18 protein-coding genes and 1 pseudogene are annotated in these 18,390 nt (G+C 72.0%); 7 read left to right on the plus strand and 12 right to left on the minus strand.

From position 1 onward, the window contains the following. Positions 1 to 66 precede the first annotated feature (66 nt). The 4 genes from KUA19_RS27375 to KUA19_RS27390 form a co-directional block, all read right to left on the minus strand. Positions 67 to 906, minus strand: a complete 840-nt coding sequence (locus KUA19_RS27375; RefSeq protein WP_217400505.1) for an ABC transporter permease — start codon at positions 904 to 906, stop codon at positions 67 to 69. Further along, positions 903 to 1,820 carry an ABC transporter ATP-binding protein gene (locus KUA19_RS27380; protein WP_217400507.1) on the minus strand — a complete coding sequence of 306 codons (918 nt, stop codon included), beginning with the start codon at positions 1,818 to 1,820 and terminating at the stop codon, positions 903 to 905. The genes KUA19_RS27375 and KUA19_RS27380 overlap by 4 nt, the downstream gene beginning before the upstream one ends. 245 nt (positions 1,821 to 2,065) lie before the next feature. Beyond that, complete coding sequence (locus KUA19_RS27385; RefSeq protein WP_217400509.1) at positions 2,066 to 3,637, minus strand: multicopper oxidase family protein; 1,572 nt, start codon at positions 3,635 to 3,637, stop codon at positions 2,066 to 2,068. Beyond that, on the minus strand, positions 3,634 to 4,047 hold the full coding sequence (locus tag KUA19_RS27390) for a hypothetical protein (RefSeq protein WP_217400510.1): 414 nt from the start codon (positions 4,045 to 4,047) through the stop codon (positions 3,634 to 3,636). The genes KUA19_RS27385 and KUA19_RS27390 overlap by 4 nt, the downstream gene beginning before the upstream one ends. 101 nt (positions 4,048 to 4,148) lie before the next feature. Between KUA19_RS27390 and KUA19_RS43170 the strand changes: the two genes are divergently transcribed. After that, entirely contained in the window at positions 4,149 to 4,589 is a 441-nt protein-coding gene (locus KUA19_RS43170) for a MarR family winged helix-turn-helix transcriptional regulator (RefSeq protein ID WP_217400511.1), read from the plus strand. A gap of 831 nt (positions 4,590 to 5,420) precedes the next feature. Here KUA19_RS43170 and KUA19_RS27400 read toward each other — a convergent pair. From KUA19_RS27400 to KUA19_RS27430, 7 genes are all read right to left on the minus strand, one after another. Then, a complete protein-coding gene (locus tag KUA19_RS27400) occupies positions 5,421 to 6,089 on the minus strand; it encodes a response regulator (RefSeq protein ID WP_217400512.1) in 669 nt (222 codons plus the stop codon). Further along, a complete protein-coding gene (locus tag KUA19_RS27405) occupies positions 6,082 to 7,239 on the minus strand; it encodes a sensor histidine kinase (protein ID WP_217400513.1) in 1,158 nt (385 codons plus the stop codon). The genes KUA19_RS27400 and KUA19_RS27405 overlap by 8 nt, the downstream gene beginning before the upstream one ends. Positions 7,240 to 7,365: 126 nt before the next feature. Continuing rightward, a complete protein-coding gene (locus KUA19_RS27410; RefSeq protein WP_217400514.1) occupies positions 7,366 to 8,412 on the minus strand; it encodes a VWA domain-containing protein in 1,047 nt (348 codons plus the stop codon). Continuing rightward, positions 8,412 to 9,413 carry a VWA domain-containing protein gene (locus tag KUA19_RS27415; RefSeq protein ID WP_254550192.1) on the minus strand — a complete coding sequence of 334 codons (1,002 nt, stop codon included), beginning with the start codon at positions 9,411 to 9,413 and terminating at the stop codon, positions 8,412 to 8,414. Before KUA19_RS27415 ends, KUA19_RS27410 begins: the two co-directional genes overlap by 1 nt. Further along, positions 9,386 to 10,267 carry a DUF58 domain-containing protein gene (locus tag KUA19_RS27420; protein ID WP_217400515.1) on the minus strand — a complete coding sequence of 294 codons (882 nt, stop codon included), beginning with the start codon at positions 10,265 to 10,267 and terminating at the stop codon, positions 9,386 to 9,388. Before KUA19_RS27420 ends, KUA19_RS27415 begins: the two co-directional genes overlap by 28 nt. Beyond that, a complete protein-coding gene (locus KUA19_RS27425) occupies positions 10,267 to 11,250 on the minus strand; it encodes an AAA family ATPase (protein ID WP_254550193.1) in 984 nt (327 codons plus the stop codon). The genes KUA19_RS27420 and KUA19_RS27425 overlap by 1 nt, the downstream gene beginning before the upstream one ends. A gap of 39 nt (positions 11,251 to 11,289) precedes the next feature. Beyond that, entirely contained in the window at positions 11,290 to 12,135 is an 846-nt protein-coding gene (locus tag KUA19_RS27430; RefSeq protein WP_217400519.1) for a S1C family serine protease, read from the minus strand. 90 nt (positions 12,136 to 12,225) lie between these two features. Between KUA19_RS27430 and KUA19_RS27435 the strand changes: the two are divergent. Then, positions 12,226 to 13,125 (plus strand): annotated as a pseudogene (locus tag KUA19_RS27435) (Gfo/Idh/MocA family protein); the annotation flags it as partial. Here the strand turns inward: KUA19_RS27435 and KUA19_RS27440 are convergent. Then, complete coding sequence (locus KUA19_RS27440) at positions 13,077 to 14,192, minus strand: EamA family transporter (RefSeq protein ID WP_217400521.1); 1,116 nt, start codon at positions 14,190 to 14,192, stop codon at positions 13,077 to 13,079. The pseudogene KUA19_RS27435 and the gene KUA19_RS27440 sit on opposite strands and share 49 nt — an antisense overlap. Positions 14,193 to 14,333: 141 nt before the next feature. On the opposite strand from KUA19_RS27440, the gene KUA19_RS27445 reads away from it, so the two are divergent. The 5 genes from KUA19_RS27445 (at position 14,334) to KUA19_RS27465 (ending at position 17,996) form a co-directional block, all read left to right on the plus strand. Then, positions 14,334 to 14,828: a MarR family winged helix-turn-helix transcriptional regulator gene (locus tag KUA19_RS27445; RefSeq protein ID WP_217400523.1), complete on the plus strand. Its 495-nt coding sequence runs from the start codon at positions 14,334 to 14,336 to the stop codon at positions 14,826 to 14,828. Positions 14,829 to 14,844: 16 nt separating this feature from the next. Beyond that, positions 14,845 to 15,540 carry a putative DNA-mimic protein gene (locus tag KUA19_RS27450; protein WP_217400525.1) on the plus strand — a complete coding sequence of 232 codons (696 nt, stop codon included), beginning with the start codon at positions 14,845 to 14,847 and terminating at the stop codon, positions 15,538 to 15,540. Between the two features lie 52 nt (positions 15,541 to 15,592). Beyond that, positions 15,593 to 16,120, plus strand: coding sequence for an RBBP9/YdeN family alpha/beta hydrolase (locus tag KUA19_RS27455; RefSeq protein ID WP_217400527.1), 528 nt, complete (start codon positions 15,593 to 15,595; stop codon positions 16,118 to 16,120). Positions 16,121 to 16,205: 85 nt separating this feature from the next. Next, positions 16,206 to 17,024, plus strand: coding sequence for an alpha/beta hydrolase (locus KUA19_RS27460; RefSeq protein ID WP_217400529.1), 819 nt, complete (start codon positions 16,206 to 16,208; stop codon positions 17,022 to 17,024). A 147-nt stretch (positions 17,025 to 17,171) separates the two neighbouring features. After that, positions 17,172 to 17,996 (plus strand): EAL domain-containing protein, encoded by an 825-nt coding sequence (locus tag KUA19_RS27465; protein WP_217400530.1) that lies wholly within the window; start codon positions 17,172 to 17,174, stop codon positions 17,994 to 17,996. The last annotated feature ends 394 nt before the right edge of the window (positions 17,997 to 18,390 follow it).

Genomic DNA, 18,390 nt, shown 5'->3' on the forward strand with positions numbered 1-18,390 from the left:
GGGGGGGGGGGTTCCGCGGGTGGGGGGCGGGGCCCCGACCGGGGCCCCCCCCCCTCCCCCGTCTGTTCAGGACACGTCGCGGGTACGCGTCAGCAGGGTGCCGATGAGGCCGGTGACCAGGGCCCAGGCGAGCAGGATAAGCGCGCCGACCCAGTAGTGCGGTTGGCCGGGCAGATCGGTGCCGCTGGTCATGAGGTTCGACGCCAGCGACGGCATGGCCCACTGGATGTTGTTCACCCAGTCCCAGTGCAGCAGGTTGTACAGCACGTTGATGATGATCGAGACGGCGATGGTGCCGACCGTGTAGACGACCATCGCGGTGATGGTGGCGCCGATCTGGCTGCGGATGAGCACCCCGATGCCGATGCCGATCAGCGCCCACAGTGCGTACGCCAGGCCGTTGAGCAGGATCGCCCGGATGACCTCCCAGTCGCCCAGGGCCGGGGTGACGCCCTCGGCGTTGACGAACACGATCGTGGCCGGGATGGTCAGCGCTGTGGTGACCAGCCACAGCACGATGCCGAAGAAGCCGCCGACGGCGGCCTTGGCCAGGATCACCGCGCTGCGGTGCGGGGTGGCCAGGAACGTCGTGGTCGCGGTCTGGTGGTAGAACTCGTTGGTCACCGTGATGATGCCGATGAGCATCACGAACATCATCCCGAAGTACTGACCCGAGGTGACCATGTACGAGGTCAGCGCGACCGGCTTGGCCAGCGCCGCCAGCTGCGCGCCCGTCTCGGGGTTCCCGCCGGTGGTCATCTCGGGCGGCGGGTCCAGCACCGTGAAGTGCATCTGGAAAGCGTTGAGCGCGAAGGACAGCACGAGCAGGCCGAGCGCGCCGATCGAGAACAGCCACCACACGTTGGTGGTGCGGATCTTGAGGAACTCGCTGCGGATGAGGTTCACCGGATTCCCTCCTTGCCCGCCGTCAGGTCGAGGAAGACGCGCTCCAGGTCGGGGCGTTCGGTGACCAGCTCGTGGATGGCGACCCCGGCGCGCAGCGCGGCGTCGCCGACCTGCTCGGCGGTGACACCGGTCAGCAGCAGCGTGCCGTCCTCTCCGGGCTGCCCGGTGGCGCCGTCCAGGGCGCCGAGCAGGGTGTCCGGGTGGGGCGTCCGTACGCGCACCGTATCCACGCTGCCCGCCTGTCCGATCACCTCCTCGACCGTGCCCTGGGCGACCAGCCTTCCGGCGGCGATGATGACGACGTCGTCGGCGAGCAGTTCCATCTCCGACAGCAGGTGGCTGGAGACCAGGACGGTGCGTCCCTCACCCGCGAGCTTCTGCAGCAGGTCGCGCATCCAGCGGATGCCCTCGGGGTCCAGGCCGTTGGCCGGTTCGTCCAGGATGAGCACCTTCGGGTCGCCGATCAGGGCGGCGGCGATGCCCAGGCGCTGCTTCATACCCAGGGAATAGCCTTTGAACTTCCGCTTGGCGGCCGAGGTCAGCCCGACCCGTTCCAGCACCTCGTCGGCGCGCGAGCCGGGCAGACCGGCCGCGGCGCAGATGACGCGCAGGTGGTTGCGTCCGGTCCGGCCCTTGTGCGCGCTGGACGCCTCGAGCACGGCGCCCACGGCGCGCAGCGGCTCGGACAGGTCGGCGTAGCGTGCGCCGCCGATCGTCGCCGCACCTGCGGTCGGGGCGACCAGGTTCAGAATCATTCGCAGAGTGGTGGTCTTGCCAGCGCCGTTCGGCCCCAGGAAGCCGGTCACGCGACCGGGCTTGACGGTGAACGACAGCCCGTCCACGGCCTTGACCTGCTTGTAATGCTTCGTGAGGCCGGACACGACGATCTCACCGTTGGTGATCTCATTGCCCATCCGGCCAGTGTGCGGGGGTCGGTCAAGGCCCCATATCCGGGATTTCCCTGATTGCGAGCCATCTGTTCGAAACATTCGCGGCGTCGAAGCTGACCGAGCGGCGGGCCGCCCCGGCTTCGTGAACGGTCAGCGACCGGGATGGTCGAGCGCCGGGAGTCGGCACGGACGTCCGCCAGGCCGACGGACGGATTGAGCCCCGGCACCGGCGGACCTTTGCGGCCGGCGAGCAGAGCTCGCCGGCCGGATCAGGAGACGACCATGTTGCCCATCATGGCCATGTCCTCGTGTTCGAGGTTGTGGCAGTGGAAGACGTACCGGCCGGGGTAGCCGTCGAAGCGGGCCGCGATCTCGACCAGCTCCGCCGGGCGCAGGTCGACGGTGTCCTTCCAGCCCAGGTCGTACGGCCCGGGGCCGCCGTTGCCACGCCGCAGCACCTGGAACGGGGCCAGGTGCAGGTGCACCGGGTGGTGCAGGTCGGACACCAGCTGCCACACCTCGACCGTGCCCAGTTTCGGCGCCGCGTGCACCGCGTCCGGGCTGAACCCCAGTCCGTTGATCTTCCAGCCGGAGACGTGGTCCCCGACGCTGTTGACGACGTTGCCCGCCCCGAACCGCATGGTCCGGGTCACCACCGCGTCCGCCGCCCGCAGCGGCGCCACCTCGCTCAACACCTCCGGAATCGACGTGGGGTCGTCGACCCGTTCGCCGACTTTGAACCGCATGACCTGCTCGGTGCGGCCGTCACCGAACTCGTTGACCAGCTCGACCAGCGTCCCGGCCGGATACCGGGCGAAGTCGACGACCACGTCGAAGCGCTGGCCAGGAGCCAGTTCGATCGCGTCGTGCGGCACGGGCGCGGCGAGCAGTCCCTGGTCGGTGCCGATCTGCACGAGCCCGCCGCCGCCGGGCGGGGCCGGGTGCAGCGCGACCCGGAAACGGCGCGCGTTGGCGCCGTTGAGCAGCCGCAGCCGGTGCCGCGCGCCGGGCACCTCGGCCTGCGGCCACGGCACGCCGTTGACCAGGACCACATCGCCGAGCACCCCGGCGACGTGGTCGCCGCGCACCCCGGGCGTGGTCAGCAGGGTCGGGTCGAGGCTGGGGTAGGCGAGCGAGCCGTCGGCGGTGAACGCCCGGTCGGCGAGCAGCAGCGGCAGGTCGCGGTCGCCGGTCGGCAGCGGCAGCCGCTGCTCCTCCTCGTCGGTGTGCAGGTGGAAGCCGGCCAGGCCGCGCCAGACCGCCGGGCCGGTGAAGTCCATGCGGTGGTCGTGGTACCACAACGTCGCGGCGCGCTGGTCCATCGGGTAGATGTAGTCGCGCTCGCCGTGGCGGACGTCCCCGACGTGGTCGCCGTGCGGGTGGGGCAGGCTGCCGTCGGCGGGCATGATCAGGTCGACCGGGTAGCCGTCGTGCTGGGCCGGAGTGCGGCCGCCGTGCAGGTGGACGACGGTGGGCACGGGCAGCTCGTTGCGGTGGCGCACCACGGTCGTGCGGCCGCGCCTGGACCGGATGGTGGGCCCGGGGAAGCTGCCCTGGTATGCCCAGACGGTCGTGTCGAGGCCGGGCAGGATGCGGACGCGGGCGACGCGCTGGGTGACCTCGTAGTAGTCGGTGGTGGCGTCGCTGCGGGTCGGCGCGAGCTGCGTCGGACGCCGGAGCGCCTGGGTGTACGGCTCGGGCAGCGTCGTTTCGCTGCGCAGCTGCACCCCGGTGGAGCTGGCGCCGCCGATGCCGGACAGCCAGGGCACGCCGACGGCGGTTGCCGCGCCGGTGACGCCGATCGCGCCGAGCACCCGGCGGCGGGTGACTCCGCCGCTCATGCCGCGACCTCGGCGGCCGGTCGGGCGGTGGTGACCGCGCGGGCGGGGCGGTAGCGCCAGCTCCAGCCGGTCAGGAACCCGGCGAGTGCGATCACGGACACACCAAGCGGGATGTGTACGGCCAGCAGCCGCGCGTACCCCATGCCGATCTGGAAGCCGGTCAACAGGAACAGGCCGAACGTGGCGAGCGCGGGCCACCACGGGCCGCGTCCGGGCCAGCGCAGCAGGATGGCGGCGAACGCGGCGACCAGCACGGTGAACCCGGCGAGGGTCGCGTTGGCGGCGTGGGCGGCCAGGGAGGCGTAGATGCCGGACAGGAACTGGCCCGCGAGCACGGCCTGGAGCAGCAGCAGGATGGCGGCGATGGTGATGAGCAGCCGGAACGGCCATACGGGCCAGCGTGGGGGCACCAGAGGCTCCTGGGGGGTGAGGGACGCGGTTCCCCTAAGGGTTAATCCCTTAGGAGATAATCTCAAATGAAACTGTTCGGCGACGACTATAGTGGGGCTCCGTGACCACGCCCATCGGGGATCCCACCGATTACGTCGTCGGCCTGCTCCTGCGCCGGGCGCACCGGCGGGCCTCGCGCGTGTTCGGCCAGGCGCTGCTGCCGTTGGGCATCGAGCCGCCGCACTTCGGCGTGCTGCACACCCTGGCCCGGCTCGGCCCGATGAGCCAGCGCGGCCTGATCGACCAGCTCGGCAGCGACAAGTCGGCCATGGTCCGCACCGTCGACGAACTGGAGCGCCTCGGCTACGCGCGACGGCGCCCCGCGCAGGGCGACCGGCGCGCCTACGCCGTCGAATTGACCCCAGGCGGGCGCCAGGCCCTCGCCGACGGCGTCACCGCCGCCCAGGCGGCCGCCGAGGAGTTCCTGACCGACCTCGACCGCGAGGAACGTGCCACCCTCAAGTCCCTCCTGACCCGCCTCCTCGCCACCCCGTCACCCTGACCGCCGCGCCCGCCCCGCGACCTCGCCGGGCGCCGGGCTGCGGATGTGCAGTTTCGGGGAAACTGCACGAAAGACGTCCAAGATTTCAGCACTTTCCCCGAAACTGCGGCACGCTGTCCGCAGGCGGGTCAGGTGCGGCAGGTGCCGTCCATCCATTGCGGACGCGTCATCCGTGAGGTGTAGGTGGGCGTCAATCCATCGGTAGATGTGCCTGCCTGAGCGGCGATCGTAGGGTGGCCGGGACGAGGGGAAAGCGGCGGCATGTACGAATAGGCGCTTTCGTGCCTGCCGTCGCATCGTCCGGATGCGGCACCGCTCGCCGCGTCGGTCGCGCGGCTTCGCCGTACCCCATGGGGCAGCCCGCCCTGTCGCCGCCGTCGGGTCCGCACGGGTCGGCGGTGATGCGGCGGCGCTGGGGACGACGGGGGCGCGTCCGTCCCGGTTCCGTGCCGTGCCGGGCGCGGCGCGGGGCCGGGACGGGACGGGACCGCGCGGAGCCGCAGCGGCAGACGGAGAGGAAGTGCCACCGGAAATGGTCGCGCTCAACGACATCGAGCAGCTCACTTCGCTGCTGCGGCCGGTCGGAGCTCGAAGATGATCGGCGCTCGTGCGGGCACCGGTCGGTCCGTGCCGCTTCCCGTCGCCGGGCTGCGGTTCGGGCTGACCGGGTGCCCGCACGCCCCCGATCGCCGCCACCGTCGATGGAACCGGCGGTAGCGGCCGGACTCCATCCTGTCAGGTCGACGCTGTCCGCACCATGGTTCCCGAGAACGGTTGTCGCCTACAACCAGCGCGGTAGGCGGCCTACAACCAGCGCGGTAGGTGCGGGGTTCACGAACGGGCGGCGCCCGGCGTCACCAGCCCGGTCTCGTACGCCACCACCACCGCCTGGGCGCGGCTGGACAGGGACAGCTTCGACATCAGCCGGTTCAGGTGCGTCTTGACCGTCGCCTCGCTCAGGAACAGCTCCCCGGCGATCTCGGCGTTGGACAGCCCGCGCGCCACCAGCCGCAGCACGTCCAGCTCCCGGCCGGTCAGCACGGCCAGGTCCGGCGCGACCGTGCCGGGCGTGGACGAGGCGACGTGCGCCTCGATCAGTCGCCGTACCACCGAGGGGGTGAACAGCATGTCGCCGCCCGCGATCGCGGTGATCGCCGCGAACAGCCGCTCCGGGCTGGTGTCCTTGAGCAGGAACCCGCTGGCCCCGGCCCGCAGCGCCGCGTACACGTACTCGTCCAGGTCGAACGTGGTGAGGATGAGCACCTTCGGCGGATCGCCGTCGGCCTCCTGCAGGATCTGCTCGGTCGCGGCGATCCCGCTCAGGCCCGGCATCCGGATGTCCATCAGGATCACATCCGGCCGCACCCGCGCGGCCAGCGCCACGGCCTCCTCGCCGCTGGCGGCCTCGCCGACGGCGGACAGCCCCGGCGTCGCCTTGATCATGGCGACCAGGCCCGCCCGGATCAGCACCTGGTCGTCGACGACCAGCACGTCAATCATCACCACGCTCCTGCAGTGGCAAGGACAGCGACACCATGAAACCCCCCTCGGGGCGTGGACCGGTCGACAGCACGCCGCCGTAGATCCGCGCCCGCTCGCGCATGCCGATCAGACCGTGCTGCACGGTATCCGGTTCGGACGGTGCCGGCGGACGCCGACCCTCGTCGACGACCAGCACCGCCAGCCGCTGCGGCGACCAGCGTACGGTCACCGTCGCCTCCGGCGGGTCGGCATGTTTGAGCACGTTGGTCAGCGACTCCTGGATCACCCGGTACACGCACAGACCCAACCCCGGCGGCAGCGGCATCTCGTCGCCCTCCACCACCAGCTCCACCGTCGCCCCGGCCGCCCGCACCCGCTCCAGCAGCTGCGGCAGCCGGTCCAGGGCCGGGGCGGCGTCGAACGGCGTGTCCTGGGTCGACACCCGCAGCACCGCGAGCATCCGACGCATCTCACTCAGCGCCTCGTGGGCGGTGTCGGCGATGACCTCCAACGACCGGCGGGCGGTGTCGGGGTCGGTGCCGAGCACATACCGGCCGAGCCCGGCCTGTACCGAGATCACGGACATGTGGTGGGCGACGACGTCGTGCAGTTCGCGGGCGATGCGGCCCTGCTCGTTCGAGACCGCTTGGTGGGCGCGCTCCTGCTGCTCGCGGCGCAGCCGCGCGGTCAGGTCGGCGAGCTGGCGGCCGCGCTCGGCCAGGCGGTGGGCGTTGTCGCCGAACACCCACGCCACCAGCACCATGAACACGGCGATCAGGGCGCCGAGCACGCGCCGATCCGGGACGACCATGCGCTGTGCCCAGACCAGCGTGGCCATGGCCAGCACGGCGGCGCCCACGGACTGCCGGCGCGGGCGCAGCTCGGCCACGGTGAAGACGGCCAGGGCCAGCGTGAACGTCACCACGGAGTGGTAGTAGCCGGCGCTCAGGTAGACGGTGGAGGCGACGACGCTGACCAGCAGCATGGCGACCGGGGCGTAGGTGCGTACGTACAGCGGGCCCACGAACGCGACGATCAGCACGACGCCGAGGGTGTCCAGGCGGGTCCAGCGGCCTCCGTCGCTGGTGGTCCAGTTCTCGGCCATCCACAAGGCAGCCACCAGCAGCCACGACACCACGATGCCATCGCCTATCCGCCGCCAGCGCATCCGCAGAACGTAGCCGGGCCGGACCGCGCTGTCATCAACCTGTGGTGGTGACCCACTACCGCGGAAATTCGAGCCCACCGGCCGGATCCGCCCCGGTCGGCCGCGCGGACCGACCGGGGCGACGGCTCAGGTGCGGTTCCAGCGCAGCGACAACCCGACCGCGGCGAATGCCAGCAGCGCGGCCGCCAGCACGAACCACACGGTCAGCTCCACGTCGCGGCGCTGGGTGACGATGGTGCTCGGCAGGTCGCCCAGCACCTTGCCGAGCTGCTCGGCGTCCTCGGCCCGGAAGTACTTCCCGCCGGTGCTGTCGGCGACGGCCGTCAGCGTCTCCTCGTCGATGAGCTGGGCGCGGCGTCCGCCGCCACCGCCGCCGAACCGGCCGTCCGGCGGGCGGATGATGGTGCCCTGGTCGATCTGGTCGACGCTGCACACGATCGGCGCCGGCTCGGTGGTGCCGAACCCGATGGTGTAGATCCGGATTCGCCGGGCCTTGGCCTGCTCGGCGGCGGTCTGCGGGGTGACGCCCTGGGTGTTGGCGCCGTCGGTGAGCACCACGATGGTGTCCGGCGCGTACTGCCCGGTGAGGTCGCCCGGGTCGGGCAGCTCGACGCCCGTGGGCAGCACGTCCGGGTTGGACTCGGCGATGGCGTCGATGGCGGTCAGGATCGCCTGGCCGATGGCGGTGCCGCGCGCGGTGCGCAGGGTGTCGATCGCGTCGAGCAGCACCTGCTTGTCGGTGGTCGGCTCGACCAGCAGGCCGGAGATGCCGGAGAAGGCGACCAGGCCGATCCGGGTGCCGTCGTCCTGCGCGAGCACGAACTCACGCGCGGCCTCGCGGGCGGCGGTCATCCGGTTGGGCGGCACGTCGGTGGAGCACATCGACTGCGACACGTCGATGGCCAGCACGATCGAGGTGGAGCTGGTGGGCACCAGCATCGAGGCGTGCGGGCGGGCCACGCCGAGGCCCAGCAGCGCCAGGGCGGCCAGGAACAGCGCGACCGGGATGCGGCGCCGCCACGCCGACGGTCCGGGCACGGCCGCGCGGATGAGCGCCAGACTCGACACCCGTACGGCCAGCCGCCTGCGCCGCCGCTGCAGCAGCCACCGGGCGAGCAGCAGTAGCGGCACGGCCAGCAGCGCGGCCAGGGCCCAGGGCCAGGTGAGCGCCATCAGACGATCCTTCCGTGCCAGCGGATCATCAGCAGGGCCCCGGCCAGGAGCAGCAGCAGCGCCGCCCCGGCGAGCAGGGCGGTCAGTTCCACCTGTTCGGGATGGGTGGACACGCGCAGGTCGATCGAGTCCGACAGGTCGTGCAGGGACGCGCTGTCGGCGGCCGGGTGGTATGAGCCGCCGGTGATCGCGGCGATGCCGGTCAGCGTCTGCTCGTCCAGGGCGGTGGCGACCTGGTAGCCGTCGACCTCGATGGTGGTGCCCTCGGCGGTGCCGATGCCGACGGTCTCGATGTGCACTCCGGCGTCGGCGGCGAGCTGCGCGGCCGACGCCACGTCGGTGCCCGGTCCGGGCGTGTCCTGGCCGTCGGAGAACAGCACGATCGTGGCCGAACCCCAGTAGCCGAGGTCGGGTGCCGGGGTCTCGTCGGTGGGCAGCGCGACCGGGCGGCCCACGATGGCGCCCAGCGCGGTCAGGATGGCCTGGGTAAGCGAGGTGCCGCCGCTGGTGGTGAGCCGGGAGATGGCGTAGACGGCGGCGTCGTGACGGGCGCTGGGCGGCAGGGTGATCAGGCCACCCTGGCCGAAGATGACCACGCCGACGTCGACGGTGTCCGGCTGGGCCTGCACGAAATCGGTGGCGGCGGCCTGCGCCGCGGCCAGCCGCGACGGGGCGACGTCGGCGGCGGCCATGCTGTTGGACACGTCGAAGACCAGCACCACCGTGCTGGACAGGTGCGGGATGGGCAGTTCGGCCTGCGGGCGGGCCAGCGCGAACAGCAGCAGCAGCAGCGCGGCCAGGAACAGCGCGTACGGCGCGTGGCGGCGCGTGGCGGCGCGGCGGCCGGTGCCGTACAGGCCGTAGCCGGTGGCCCGGACGCGTTGCGCGCGCTGCCGCTGCACGCGGACGTAGGCGACCACGGCCACCACGGTGACCAGCGCGGCGGCGACGGCGATCAGCGGGTACATGATGGTCATCGGCGCCTGCGCTTCGATCGCCATACCATCTCGATCAGTGCGGTGACCAGGTCCTCGTCGGTGTCGACCCGGTGCGCGGTGACCGCCCCGCGCCGCAGCGCGGCGTCCAGTTCGGCCTCCCGGGCCTGGGCCTGTTCGGCGAAGCGCTGCCGCAGCAGCGGGTCTCCGGTGTCCAGCAGCAGCTGCTCGCCGGTCTCGGCGTCCTCGACCAGCACCAGCCCCAGGTCGGGCAGTTCCAGCTCGGCCGGGTCGACGATGCGCACCGCGACCACCTCGTGCCGGTGGGCGAGCAGGGCCAGGGCGCGGTCCCAGCCCGGGTCGCCGATGAAGTCCGACAGGACCAGCACCAGGCTGCGCCGCCGGGCGGTGGTCGCGGCCAGGCGCAGCATCGCGGCCAGGTCGGTGGTCGCGCCGGTGGGGGGCGCGGCGCGGTCGAGCTCGTGGGCCACCCGCAGCGCCTGGGTACGGCCCGTACGCGGCGGAATGACGCGCTGCGAGGCGTTGTCGAACAGCACCGCCCCGACCGGGTTGCCCTGGCCGGTGAACAGCCGGGCCAGGCAGACCGCCAGGTCCCGTAGCACGGTGTCCTTGCCGTGCTCGGCCGCGCCGACGCGCATCGAAGCCGACCGGTCCAGCACCAGCCAGGCGGTGAGCTCCCGGTCCTCGGTGTAGCGCCGCACGTATGGCTCGTCCAGCCGCGCGGTCACGTTCCAGTCGATGTGCCGTACGTCGTCTTCGGGGGTGTATTCGCGCAGGTCCGCGACGTCGATGCCGACCCCGCGCCACAGCGTGCGGTGCGCGCCCTGCACCCGCCCGTCGAGGCGGCGCAGCACCTGCCACTCCAGCCGCCGCAGCAACCGATCAGAGGCTGCGGTCATCAGCGCCCCTGCAGCGCCAGGACCGGCACCGGCAGCGCGGCCAGGATCCGGTCGAGCAGCCAGTCGGCACTGACCTCGTCGGCCAGCGCCTCGTAGGACAGGATCAGCCGGTGCCGGAACACGTCCGGGGCCAGGTCGATCAGGTCCTGTGCCAGGGCGTAGTCGCGGCCGCGGATGAACGCCAGCGCGCGGGCGGCCAGCACCAGGTTGATCGAGGCACGCGGGCTCGCCCCGAACGTGACGTAGCGGGCCAGGTCGCCGAGGCCGACCAGGGCGGGCTCGCGGGTGGCGTTGGCCAGGCGCACCGCGTACTCGATGAGCGAGGGGTCGACGTAGACCCGGTCGGCCTGCCGTTGCAGCGCGATGAGCCGCTCGGGGTCGGTGATGGCCTGGATCGCGGCGGTGGCGCCCAGCGCGCGCTCGACGATGACGAACTCCTCGGTCGGGTTCGGATACCCGACGATGATCTTCATCATGAACCGGTCGACCTGCGCCTCGGGCAGTGGATACGTGCCGTCGGACTCGATCGGGTTCTGCGTGGCCAGCACCAGGAACGGCTCGGACACCCGGTGCGTCTCGCGGCCGATGGTGACCTGGTGCTCCTGCATCACCTCCAGCAGGGCGCTCTGCACCTTCGCCGGAGCCCGGTTGATCTCGTCGGCCAGCAGCAGGTTGGTGAACACCGGCCCGAGCGACACCTGGAACTCGCCGCTGTGCTGGTGGTAGATCCGGGTGCCGACGATGTCGGCCGGCACCAGGTCGGGGGTGAACTGCACCCGCTGGAACTGCCCGCCGACCGCCTCCGCCAGCGACTTGACCGCCAGTGTCTTGGCCAGACCGGGCACGCCCTCGACCAGGAGGTGCCCGCGCGACAGCAGTGCGACCAGCAGGCGCTCCAGCAGCAGGTCCTGCCCGACGATGACCTTCTTGACCTCGTAGAGCACCTGTTCGACGGTGGTCGGGCCGGGGGCGGCAGCGTTCATGGGTGTTTCCGTCCTCATCGGATCAGGGAGTCGGGGGGGTCAGAGCAGGGGCGGGCGGCTGCCACCGGCCACGGCGGCGGCGATCGGGACGGCGAAGCCGACGCCGATGAAGGTGCCCGCGTCGGTCGGGTTGGCCAGCGCGACCACGATGCCGATGGTCTGGCCGCGGTCGTTGACCAGCGGACCGCCGGAGCTGCCCGGGTTCACCGCGGCGTCGAACTGGATCAGCCCGGCCAGCTCGCCGGTGTCCTCGGTCTTGATGGAGCGGTTGAGGCCCGACACCACCCCGGTGGTGGTGGAGCCGGTCAGGCCGAGCTGGTCGCCGATGGCGATGACGGTGTCGCCGATGGCCCCGCCGCTGCCGAGCACCGCCGGGACCAGCAGCTCAGGCAGTTCGGCGGGCATCAGCACGGCGATGTCGCGGCTGGGGTCGGAGGTGGCCACCGCCGCCTTGGCCCGGGTGCCGTCGGCGAACACCACTTCGATGAGGGTCGCGCCGCGGACCACGTGCAGCGCGGTCAGGATGGTGCCGTCGGCGTTGGCGACCACGCCGGTGCCGCTGGCGTTCTCGGTCTTGCCCTCCTTGTCCCTGGCCTGGACGTAGACGGAAACGACCGACGGCAGCAACGCGTTGTGGATCTCGGCGATGGTCGGCGGCCGTTCGGGCGACTTCGACGGGGACGGCCTCGCCGCGGGCAGGTCCGATGTGGATGCGCCCCACTGGAACGCCACCAACGCGGTGAGCAGCAGCGCCAGCGCCGCGGCGGCGACCAGCAGCGCGCGGGGATGCCGCCGGTGCCAGGGGATCGGCGCGGGCTCGGCCTCGGCGCTCACCGGCACGGGGGAGCGCGGTGGGGCGGCGTCGACGGGGCGTCGGCTCTGCATCACCCGAGCCTATGGGTGTTTGCTCAAAAGTCGGTAGGAGTCGGTGACCCCGTTCTGGCGGCAGCGACGGTGACCTGCGAGGCTGTCGCCATGGATCAGCTGCGTATCGGGGTGCTCGGCGCCGCCCGGATCAACCGCAACGGCATCGTCAACCCGGCGCGGGCAGTGCCCGAGGCGACCGTGGCGGCGGTGGCCGCCCGCGATCCGGCTCGGGCCCGCGAGTTCGCCGCCAAGCACGGCGTGCCCACGGTCCACCCCGACTACGCGACGCTGCTGGCCGACCCGGACCTCGACGCCGTGTACATCCCGCTGCCCAACGGCCTGCACGCCGAGTGGACGCTGCGGGCGCTGGCGGCGGGCAAGCACGTGCTCTGCGAGAAGCCGCTGACGTCCAATGCCGACCAGGCGCGCGAGGTGCAGGCGGCTGCCGACCGGTCGGGCCTGGTGGTGATGGAAGCCTTCCACTACCGGTACCACCCGCTGATCCGCCGCGTCGAGCAGTTGCTGGCCGAGGGCGCGATCGGCCCGGTGCGGCACGTGCGCACCGCGATGGCGTTCCCGCTGCCCCGCTTCGGCGACATCCGGTACAACCTCGCCCTGGCCGGGGGCGCGACGATGGACGCCGGCTGCTACGCGATCCACGTGCTGCGGCTGCTCGGCGGCGGCGAGCCGCAGGTGGTGTCGGCGTCGGCGAAGCTGCGCTCGCCCGGGGTGGACCGGGCGATGACGGCGACGTTCCGATTCGAGGACGGGGCCACCGGGGAGATGACGGCCAGTATGTGGTCGTCCAAGCTGCTCAGCTTCGCCGCGTCGGTCGAGGGCGAGCGCGGGTCGATCCGCGTCCCGATGTACCTGATGCCGTCGGTGTGGCCCCGGTTCACGCTGGTGCGCGATGGGCGGCGCACGGTGGAGAAGGTGCCGGGTGAGGCGACGTACACGCATCAGCTGCGTGCGTTCGCCGACGCGGTGCTGCGCGGGGTGCCCGTGCTGACCCCGCCCTCGGATTCGGTCGCCAACATGGCCGTCATCGACGCGGTGTACCGGGCGGCCGGACTCGAACCGCGCGCCTGACCGGCACCGTCCAGGATCGCCTGAGTTGCCGGGTCCAGGATCGCCTGAGTTGCCGGGTCCACGATCGCCTGAGTTGCCGGGCAGTCGTGGGTATCAGGGCTCGTCCCGTGCCCGATTGCCGGGCAACTTGGCCGATCTTGGCGGCGGGCGGCGGTGACCACTCCGGCGGCGGTGGCGCCCAGCGCCAGCACCACTCCGGTGACCTGCACCGGGGTCAGCGACTGGCCCAGCGCCGCCCAGCCGACGGCCACCGCGGTCACCGGGCTGAGCAGGCTGAGGAACGCCGCCGAGGCGGCCGGGATGCGGTCCAGTCCGCGCCACCACAGCCAGTACGCCAGCGCCGTGTTGACCGCCGCAAGGTAGCCGTATCCGGCCAGATTGACCGGGCTGAGCCGTGGTGGCAGGCCCTCCACGGCCAGGGCCAGCGGAGTGATGAGCAGCCCGCCGACGGTGAGCTGCCAGGCGGTCAGCGTCAGCGGGCCGACGCCTTCGGGCCTACCCCAGCGCTTGCCCAGCACCGTTCCGGCGGCCATCGAGCCCGCGCCCACCAGCCCGGCGACCAGGCCCAGGGCGTCGAACCCGGCCGACTGCGGCCGCAGCACCACCAGCGCGACTCCGGCCACGCCGATCAGCCCCGCCGCCACGGCGCGGGGGCGGGCCGAGTGGCCGAGCAGTGCGGCGGACAGTCCGATGACGACCAGTGGCTGCACCGAGCCGAGCACCGCGGCGACCCCGCCGGGCAGCCGGTAGGCGGCCAGGAACAGCAGCGGAAAGAAGGCGCCGATGTTGAGCGTGCCGAGCGCGGCGGCCCGCCACCACCAGGAGCCGCGCGGCACGGTGCGTACCGCGGCGAGCAGCAGCAACCCGGCCGGCAGTGCTCGCAGCGCCCCGGTCAGCAGCGGCCGGTCGGCGGGCAGCAGCTCGGTGGTGACGATGTAGGTGGTGCCCCAGGTCAGTGGAGCCAGGGCGGTGAGTAGGAGCCTCATCGTTCGGCTCCGACTGACGGCCACTCTCCGAGTACCAGTTTCACGAAGTCCTCCCCAGTAACTCGCGTCTAAGTAACTTAGCACTAAGCTAGTTAGCGTCAAGCTAGTTAGTGGGCTGTGAGACATGACATACTGACCCGTATGCAGCAGGACGGCGTGGACGCGATCGGCGACCAGTGGCGCGCCGAGCGCCCGGACCTGGGCGACCTGCTGCCGATGGAGCTGTTCGGCCGCGTCTACCGCATCGCCGCCCTGATGGGGGAGCGGGTCGAGCGGGTGTACCAGCCGTTCGGCATCACCCGCGCCGAGTTCGACGTGCTGGCCACCCTGCGCCGCTCCGGCGAGCCGTACAACCTGTCGCCCAAACAGCTGTCGGACACGCTCATGCTCACCACCGGCGGCATGACCGGGCGGCTGGACCGGCTGGAGAAGGCCGGGCTCATCGAGCGGCAGCCCAACCTGGACGACCGCCGCTCGCTGCGGGCCCAGCTCACGCCGTCCGGAAAGGACACGGTCGACAAGGCCGTGGCGGCGGGCCTGGAACTGCAGCGGCAGATCCTGGCCAAACTGGCGCCCGACGACGCGCGGCGCCTGGCGGACCTGCTGCGCGAACTGCTCGCCGCCGCCCGCTACTGAGACCGGGTCCGTCGCCGTGGCTTTCGACGTGCACGTCGGGCTGTTCCTGTGCGCCGAGGACGGGAGCGGTCTGGAGCGCCGGGAACGGCTTCTCGCCGAGGTCAACGCGACCCTGCGCGAACTCGGCAAACCGGCGCATCGAGAACCCCGTGCGCTCGCCGAGATCGATCCACCGCTGGCCCCGGCGACCGACCCTTGCCTGCTCGGCGCCCGACTGGGTTTCTACGGCTCGGACAAGTACCGACGGTTGGCCGCCTTCGCCCGGTATCTCGCGGTGCACGGCACCGTCGCCCCGGCCGATCATCCTGACGACGCCGTCACCGAACAGCGCTACGACGGGCTGCCTGATCGGCGGCCGCTCTTCGACCACGTCATCGCCATCGTGACCGGTCAGGCGACGATCGTGCTGCCGCAACTGTTCGACCAGGTCGTCTGGGGTGCCGCGGGATCGGTCGAGCACGGTCCCATCGTCTCCGCCCAACGGCTGCGCATCGAGAGCGTGGCGCTGGGGTACGCGTTGCGCTACGTGGACTCCCGGACTCACGACTGGATCAGCGGCAGCGTCCTCGACGACAGCCCGTTCACCCACCTCGACGCACGGATCGAGGACGACGCGGAGCAGGCGTGGGCGGACGAGGCGGACCTGTGCCACCGGCTGCTCAGCGTGGCGACCGATGTGCTGCGCACCGGAGCGCTGGGCGTCGCCGGCTGACCGGACCACCCGTCCGCCGCATCGGCCGCGAGTCGGCCCTTAAGCTCCTGGCGTGACGAACGTGCTGATCCTGCCCGGCTTCGAGAATTCCGGGCCCGCCCACTGGCAGAGCCGGTGGGAGAGCGAGCACGGCTTTGTCCGGGTCGAGCAGGACGACTGGTTCGCGCCGCGGGTCGACGACTGGGTGCGTACCCTCGACGCCGCGATCGCGGCCGAGTCCGGCCCGGTGCTTCTCGCCGCGCACAGCCTCGGGTGCGTCACCGTCGCGCACTGGGTCGCCGGCGGCGCCGACACCGCCAAGGTCGCCGGAGCGCTGCTGGTCGCGCCCGCCGACATCGACACCGCCGACGTGCCGCCGCTGTACGACTTCCGGCCCGTGCCACTGGTTGCGCTGCCGTTCCCGACCATCGTGGTCGCGGGCGACGACGACCCGTGGGCCGCGCTACCGCGCAGCGAGCAGTTCGCCGCCGCGTGGGGCTCGCGCCTGGTGGTGGTGCCCGGCGGCGGCCACCTCAACGCCGACTCCGCTCTCGCCTCCTGGCCCGAAGGCCTCGCCCTCCTCGACGACCTCCGCCCCTGACGTACTCGAAAACGCGTCAGGCGGCGCGTACCCGCGCTTGTGCGGGCGGTGTGCGCATGTCGCACCGGCGGACGATCATGTACGGATGACCGACTTCATTCCGCCGCCCGCGCCGCGCCCGACGGTGACCTACGCCAACTGCACCGTCGCCGACCACGTCGGCTACCGCCCGCTGCATCTCGACCTGCACCTGCCCGCCGGTCACGGCCCGTTCCCCGTGGTGCTGTGGGTACACGGGGGCGGCTTCTTCACCGGCAGCCGGGTCTGGATGCCGGACTCGGTCGCGCCGTACCGGTTCCACGAGCGGCTGCTGGCCCGCGGCTACGCCGTGGCCGACGTCGACTACCGGCTGGCGCTGGAGGCGCAGTTCCCGGCCCAGCTCGTCGATGTGCAGGCGGCCATCCGCTGGCTGCGGCACTACGCCGACCAGCTCAAGCTGGACCCGAACCGGTTCGCCGCCCTCGGCGAGTCGGCGGGCGGGTTCCTGGTGGCGCTCGCGGGGCTGGTCGGCGAGGGCGACACGGCGCTGCAGGCGGTCATCAACTGGTACGGCGCCGTCGACCTCGAAGTGTTCGAAAGGGAGGACGAAGAGGGCGGCCCCGATCCGATCACGGTGCTGTTCGGGGGCCCGATCAAGGGGCGCCGCGAGTTCGTGCGCTGGGGCAACCCGCAGTCGCGGGTGCACGCGGGCGCCCCGCCGTTCCTGAGCATCCACGGCACCGCCGACACGCAGCTGCCGTTCTCGCAGAGCGAGGGGTTCACGCGGGTGCTGCGCGAGCACGGTGTCCGTGCCGAGCTGATCACGGTGCCGGGCGCCGACCACTGCTTCGTCGGGCACGACGACATCGGGGGCCTGATCGAGGCCGGGGCCGACTTCCTCGATGACGTGTTCAAGGCAGGCTGAGGCGCGACACGCGCCCCCGCTAGACGAGATTCGGCCTTTTCGCGCGGTTGGTGAGGTTCCGGAGCGATGATCGACGGGAGTACGCCACCACCGGGCCGGGTACGTGCACCGGACGGGGTACGTCGAGCCGGTCGGGAGGGGGCGGTCATGGTCGACGTCGAGGATTCCGAGCCGATGCGGGCTGCGTTCGACGCGCTGCTGACCAACGGCGAGATCCGCCCACTGTTCCAACCGATCGTGGAGCTGACCAGCGGCGACATCGTCGCGTACGAGGCGCTCGCGCGCGGCCCGGCGGGCAGCGTGTTCCACCTGCCCGCCGCGCTGTTCCGCTATGCCATGGCCGCCGGGCGCCTGGCCGAGCTCGACTGGATCTGCCGGGCCGCGGCCTGCCACGCCGCGATCGCCGGGCACCTGCCCCGCGACCTGCCGCTGTTCGTGAACGTGGAACCGGCGACCCTGTCGATCCCGCCGCCGCCGACGGTGGTCGAGCACGTCACCGCGGCGATGCGCGAGCTGCAGGTGGTCTTCGAGATGACCGAACGGGCCCTGGAAGGCGACGAGGCCGAGCTGGTCGCGGCGGTCGACTGGATCCGCCGGCGCGGCGGCCGGGTCGCCCTCGACGACGTCGGCGTGCACCAGGCGAGCCTGTCCATCATGGCACTGACCTCGCCGGACGTGGTCAAGCTCGACCGCAGCATCACCCACGCCGCCGGTAGCCAGGTCGCCGACAGGGTCGTCGCCGAGGTGCGCGCCCACGTCGAACGGACCGGGGCGGCGGTGCTCGCCGAGGGGATCGAGACGGCGGGTCACCTGGCCAACGCCATCCAGATGGGGGCGTCGCTGGGGCAGGGCTGGCTGTTCGGGCGGCCGCAGCCGCTGCCGGAGAAGTTCCCGACCTCGTCGTACACGCTGCCGCGCATCACCTGGGCGGCCCAGATGCGCGAGATCCGCGAATCCCTCAACGGCCGGTGACCAGCTCCCGTACCGCTCCGCCCCGCCTGGCCTGCCCCATCGCGGAGGCAACGGGCCCACAGACCTGACCCGGCAGCGGCGTCGATGGCCACTGTGCATCGCGAGATCACCCAGCTCTGCCGGCGGCGGCGCAATGTGCACCGGTCTGGCCGAGGCCTCAGCCCAGCCAAGCACCAGCCTGGCTGGGCCCACACCGGCGTTGAGGCTCACGGCTCGCCATTTTCACGCGGTGTCGTTACTCACATAACGGAGTCGCAGAACTACTCTGTGTAACGCCACATTTGCCGCATTCGCGGGAGGGTGCTCGATGCGCGTTGACAGGCTGGGTCCGTGGCGAACCGTGCCGTGGCGAGCGTGGGCCGACCTGATCGTGTATGCCGAGCAGCCGCCAGCT

Source organism: Catellatospora tritici (assembly GCF_019083965.1).
GTDB lineage: Bacteria > Actinomycetota > Actinomycetes > Mycobacteriales > Micromonosporaceae > Catellatospora > Catellatospora tritici.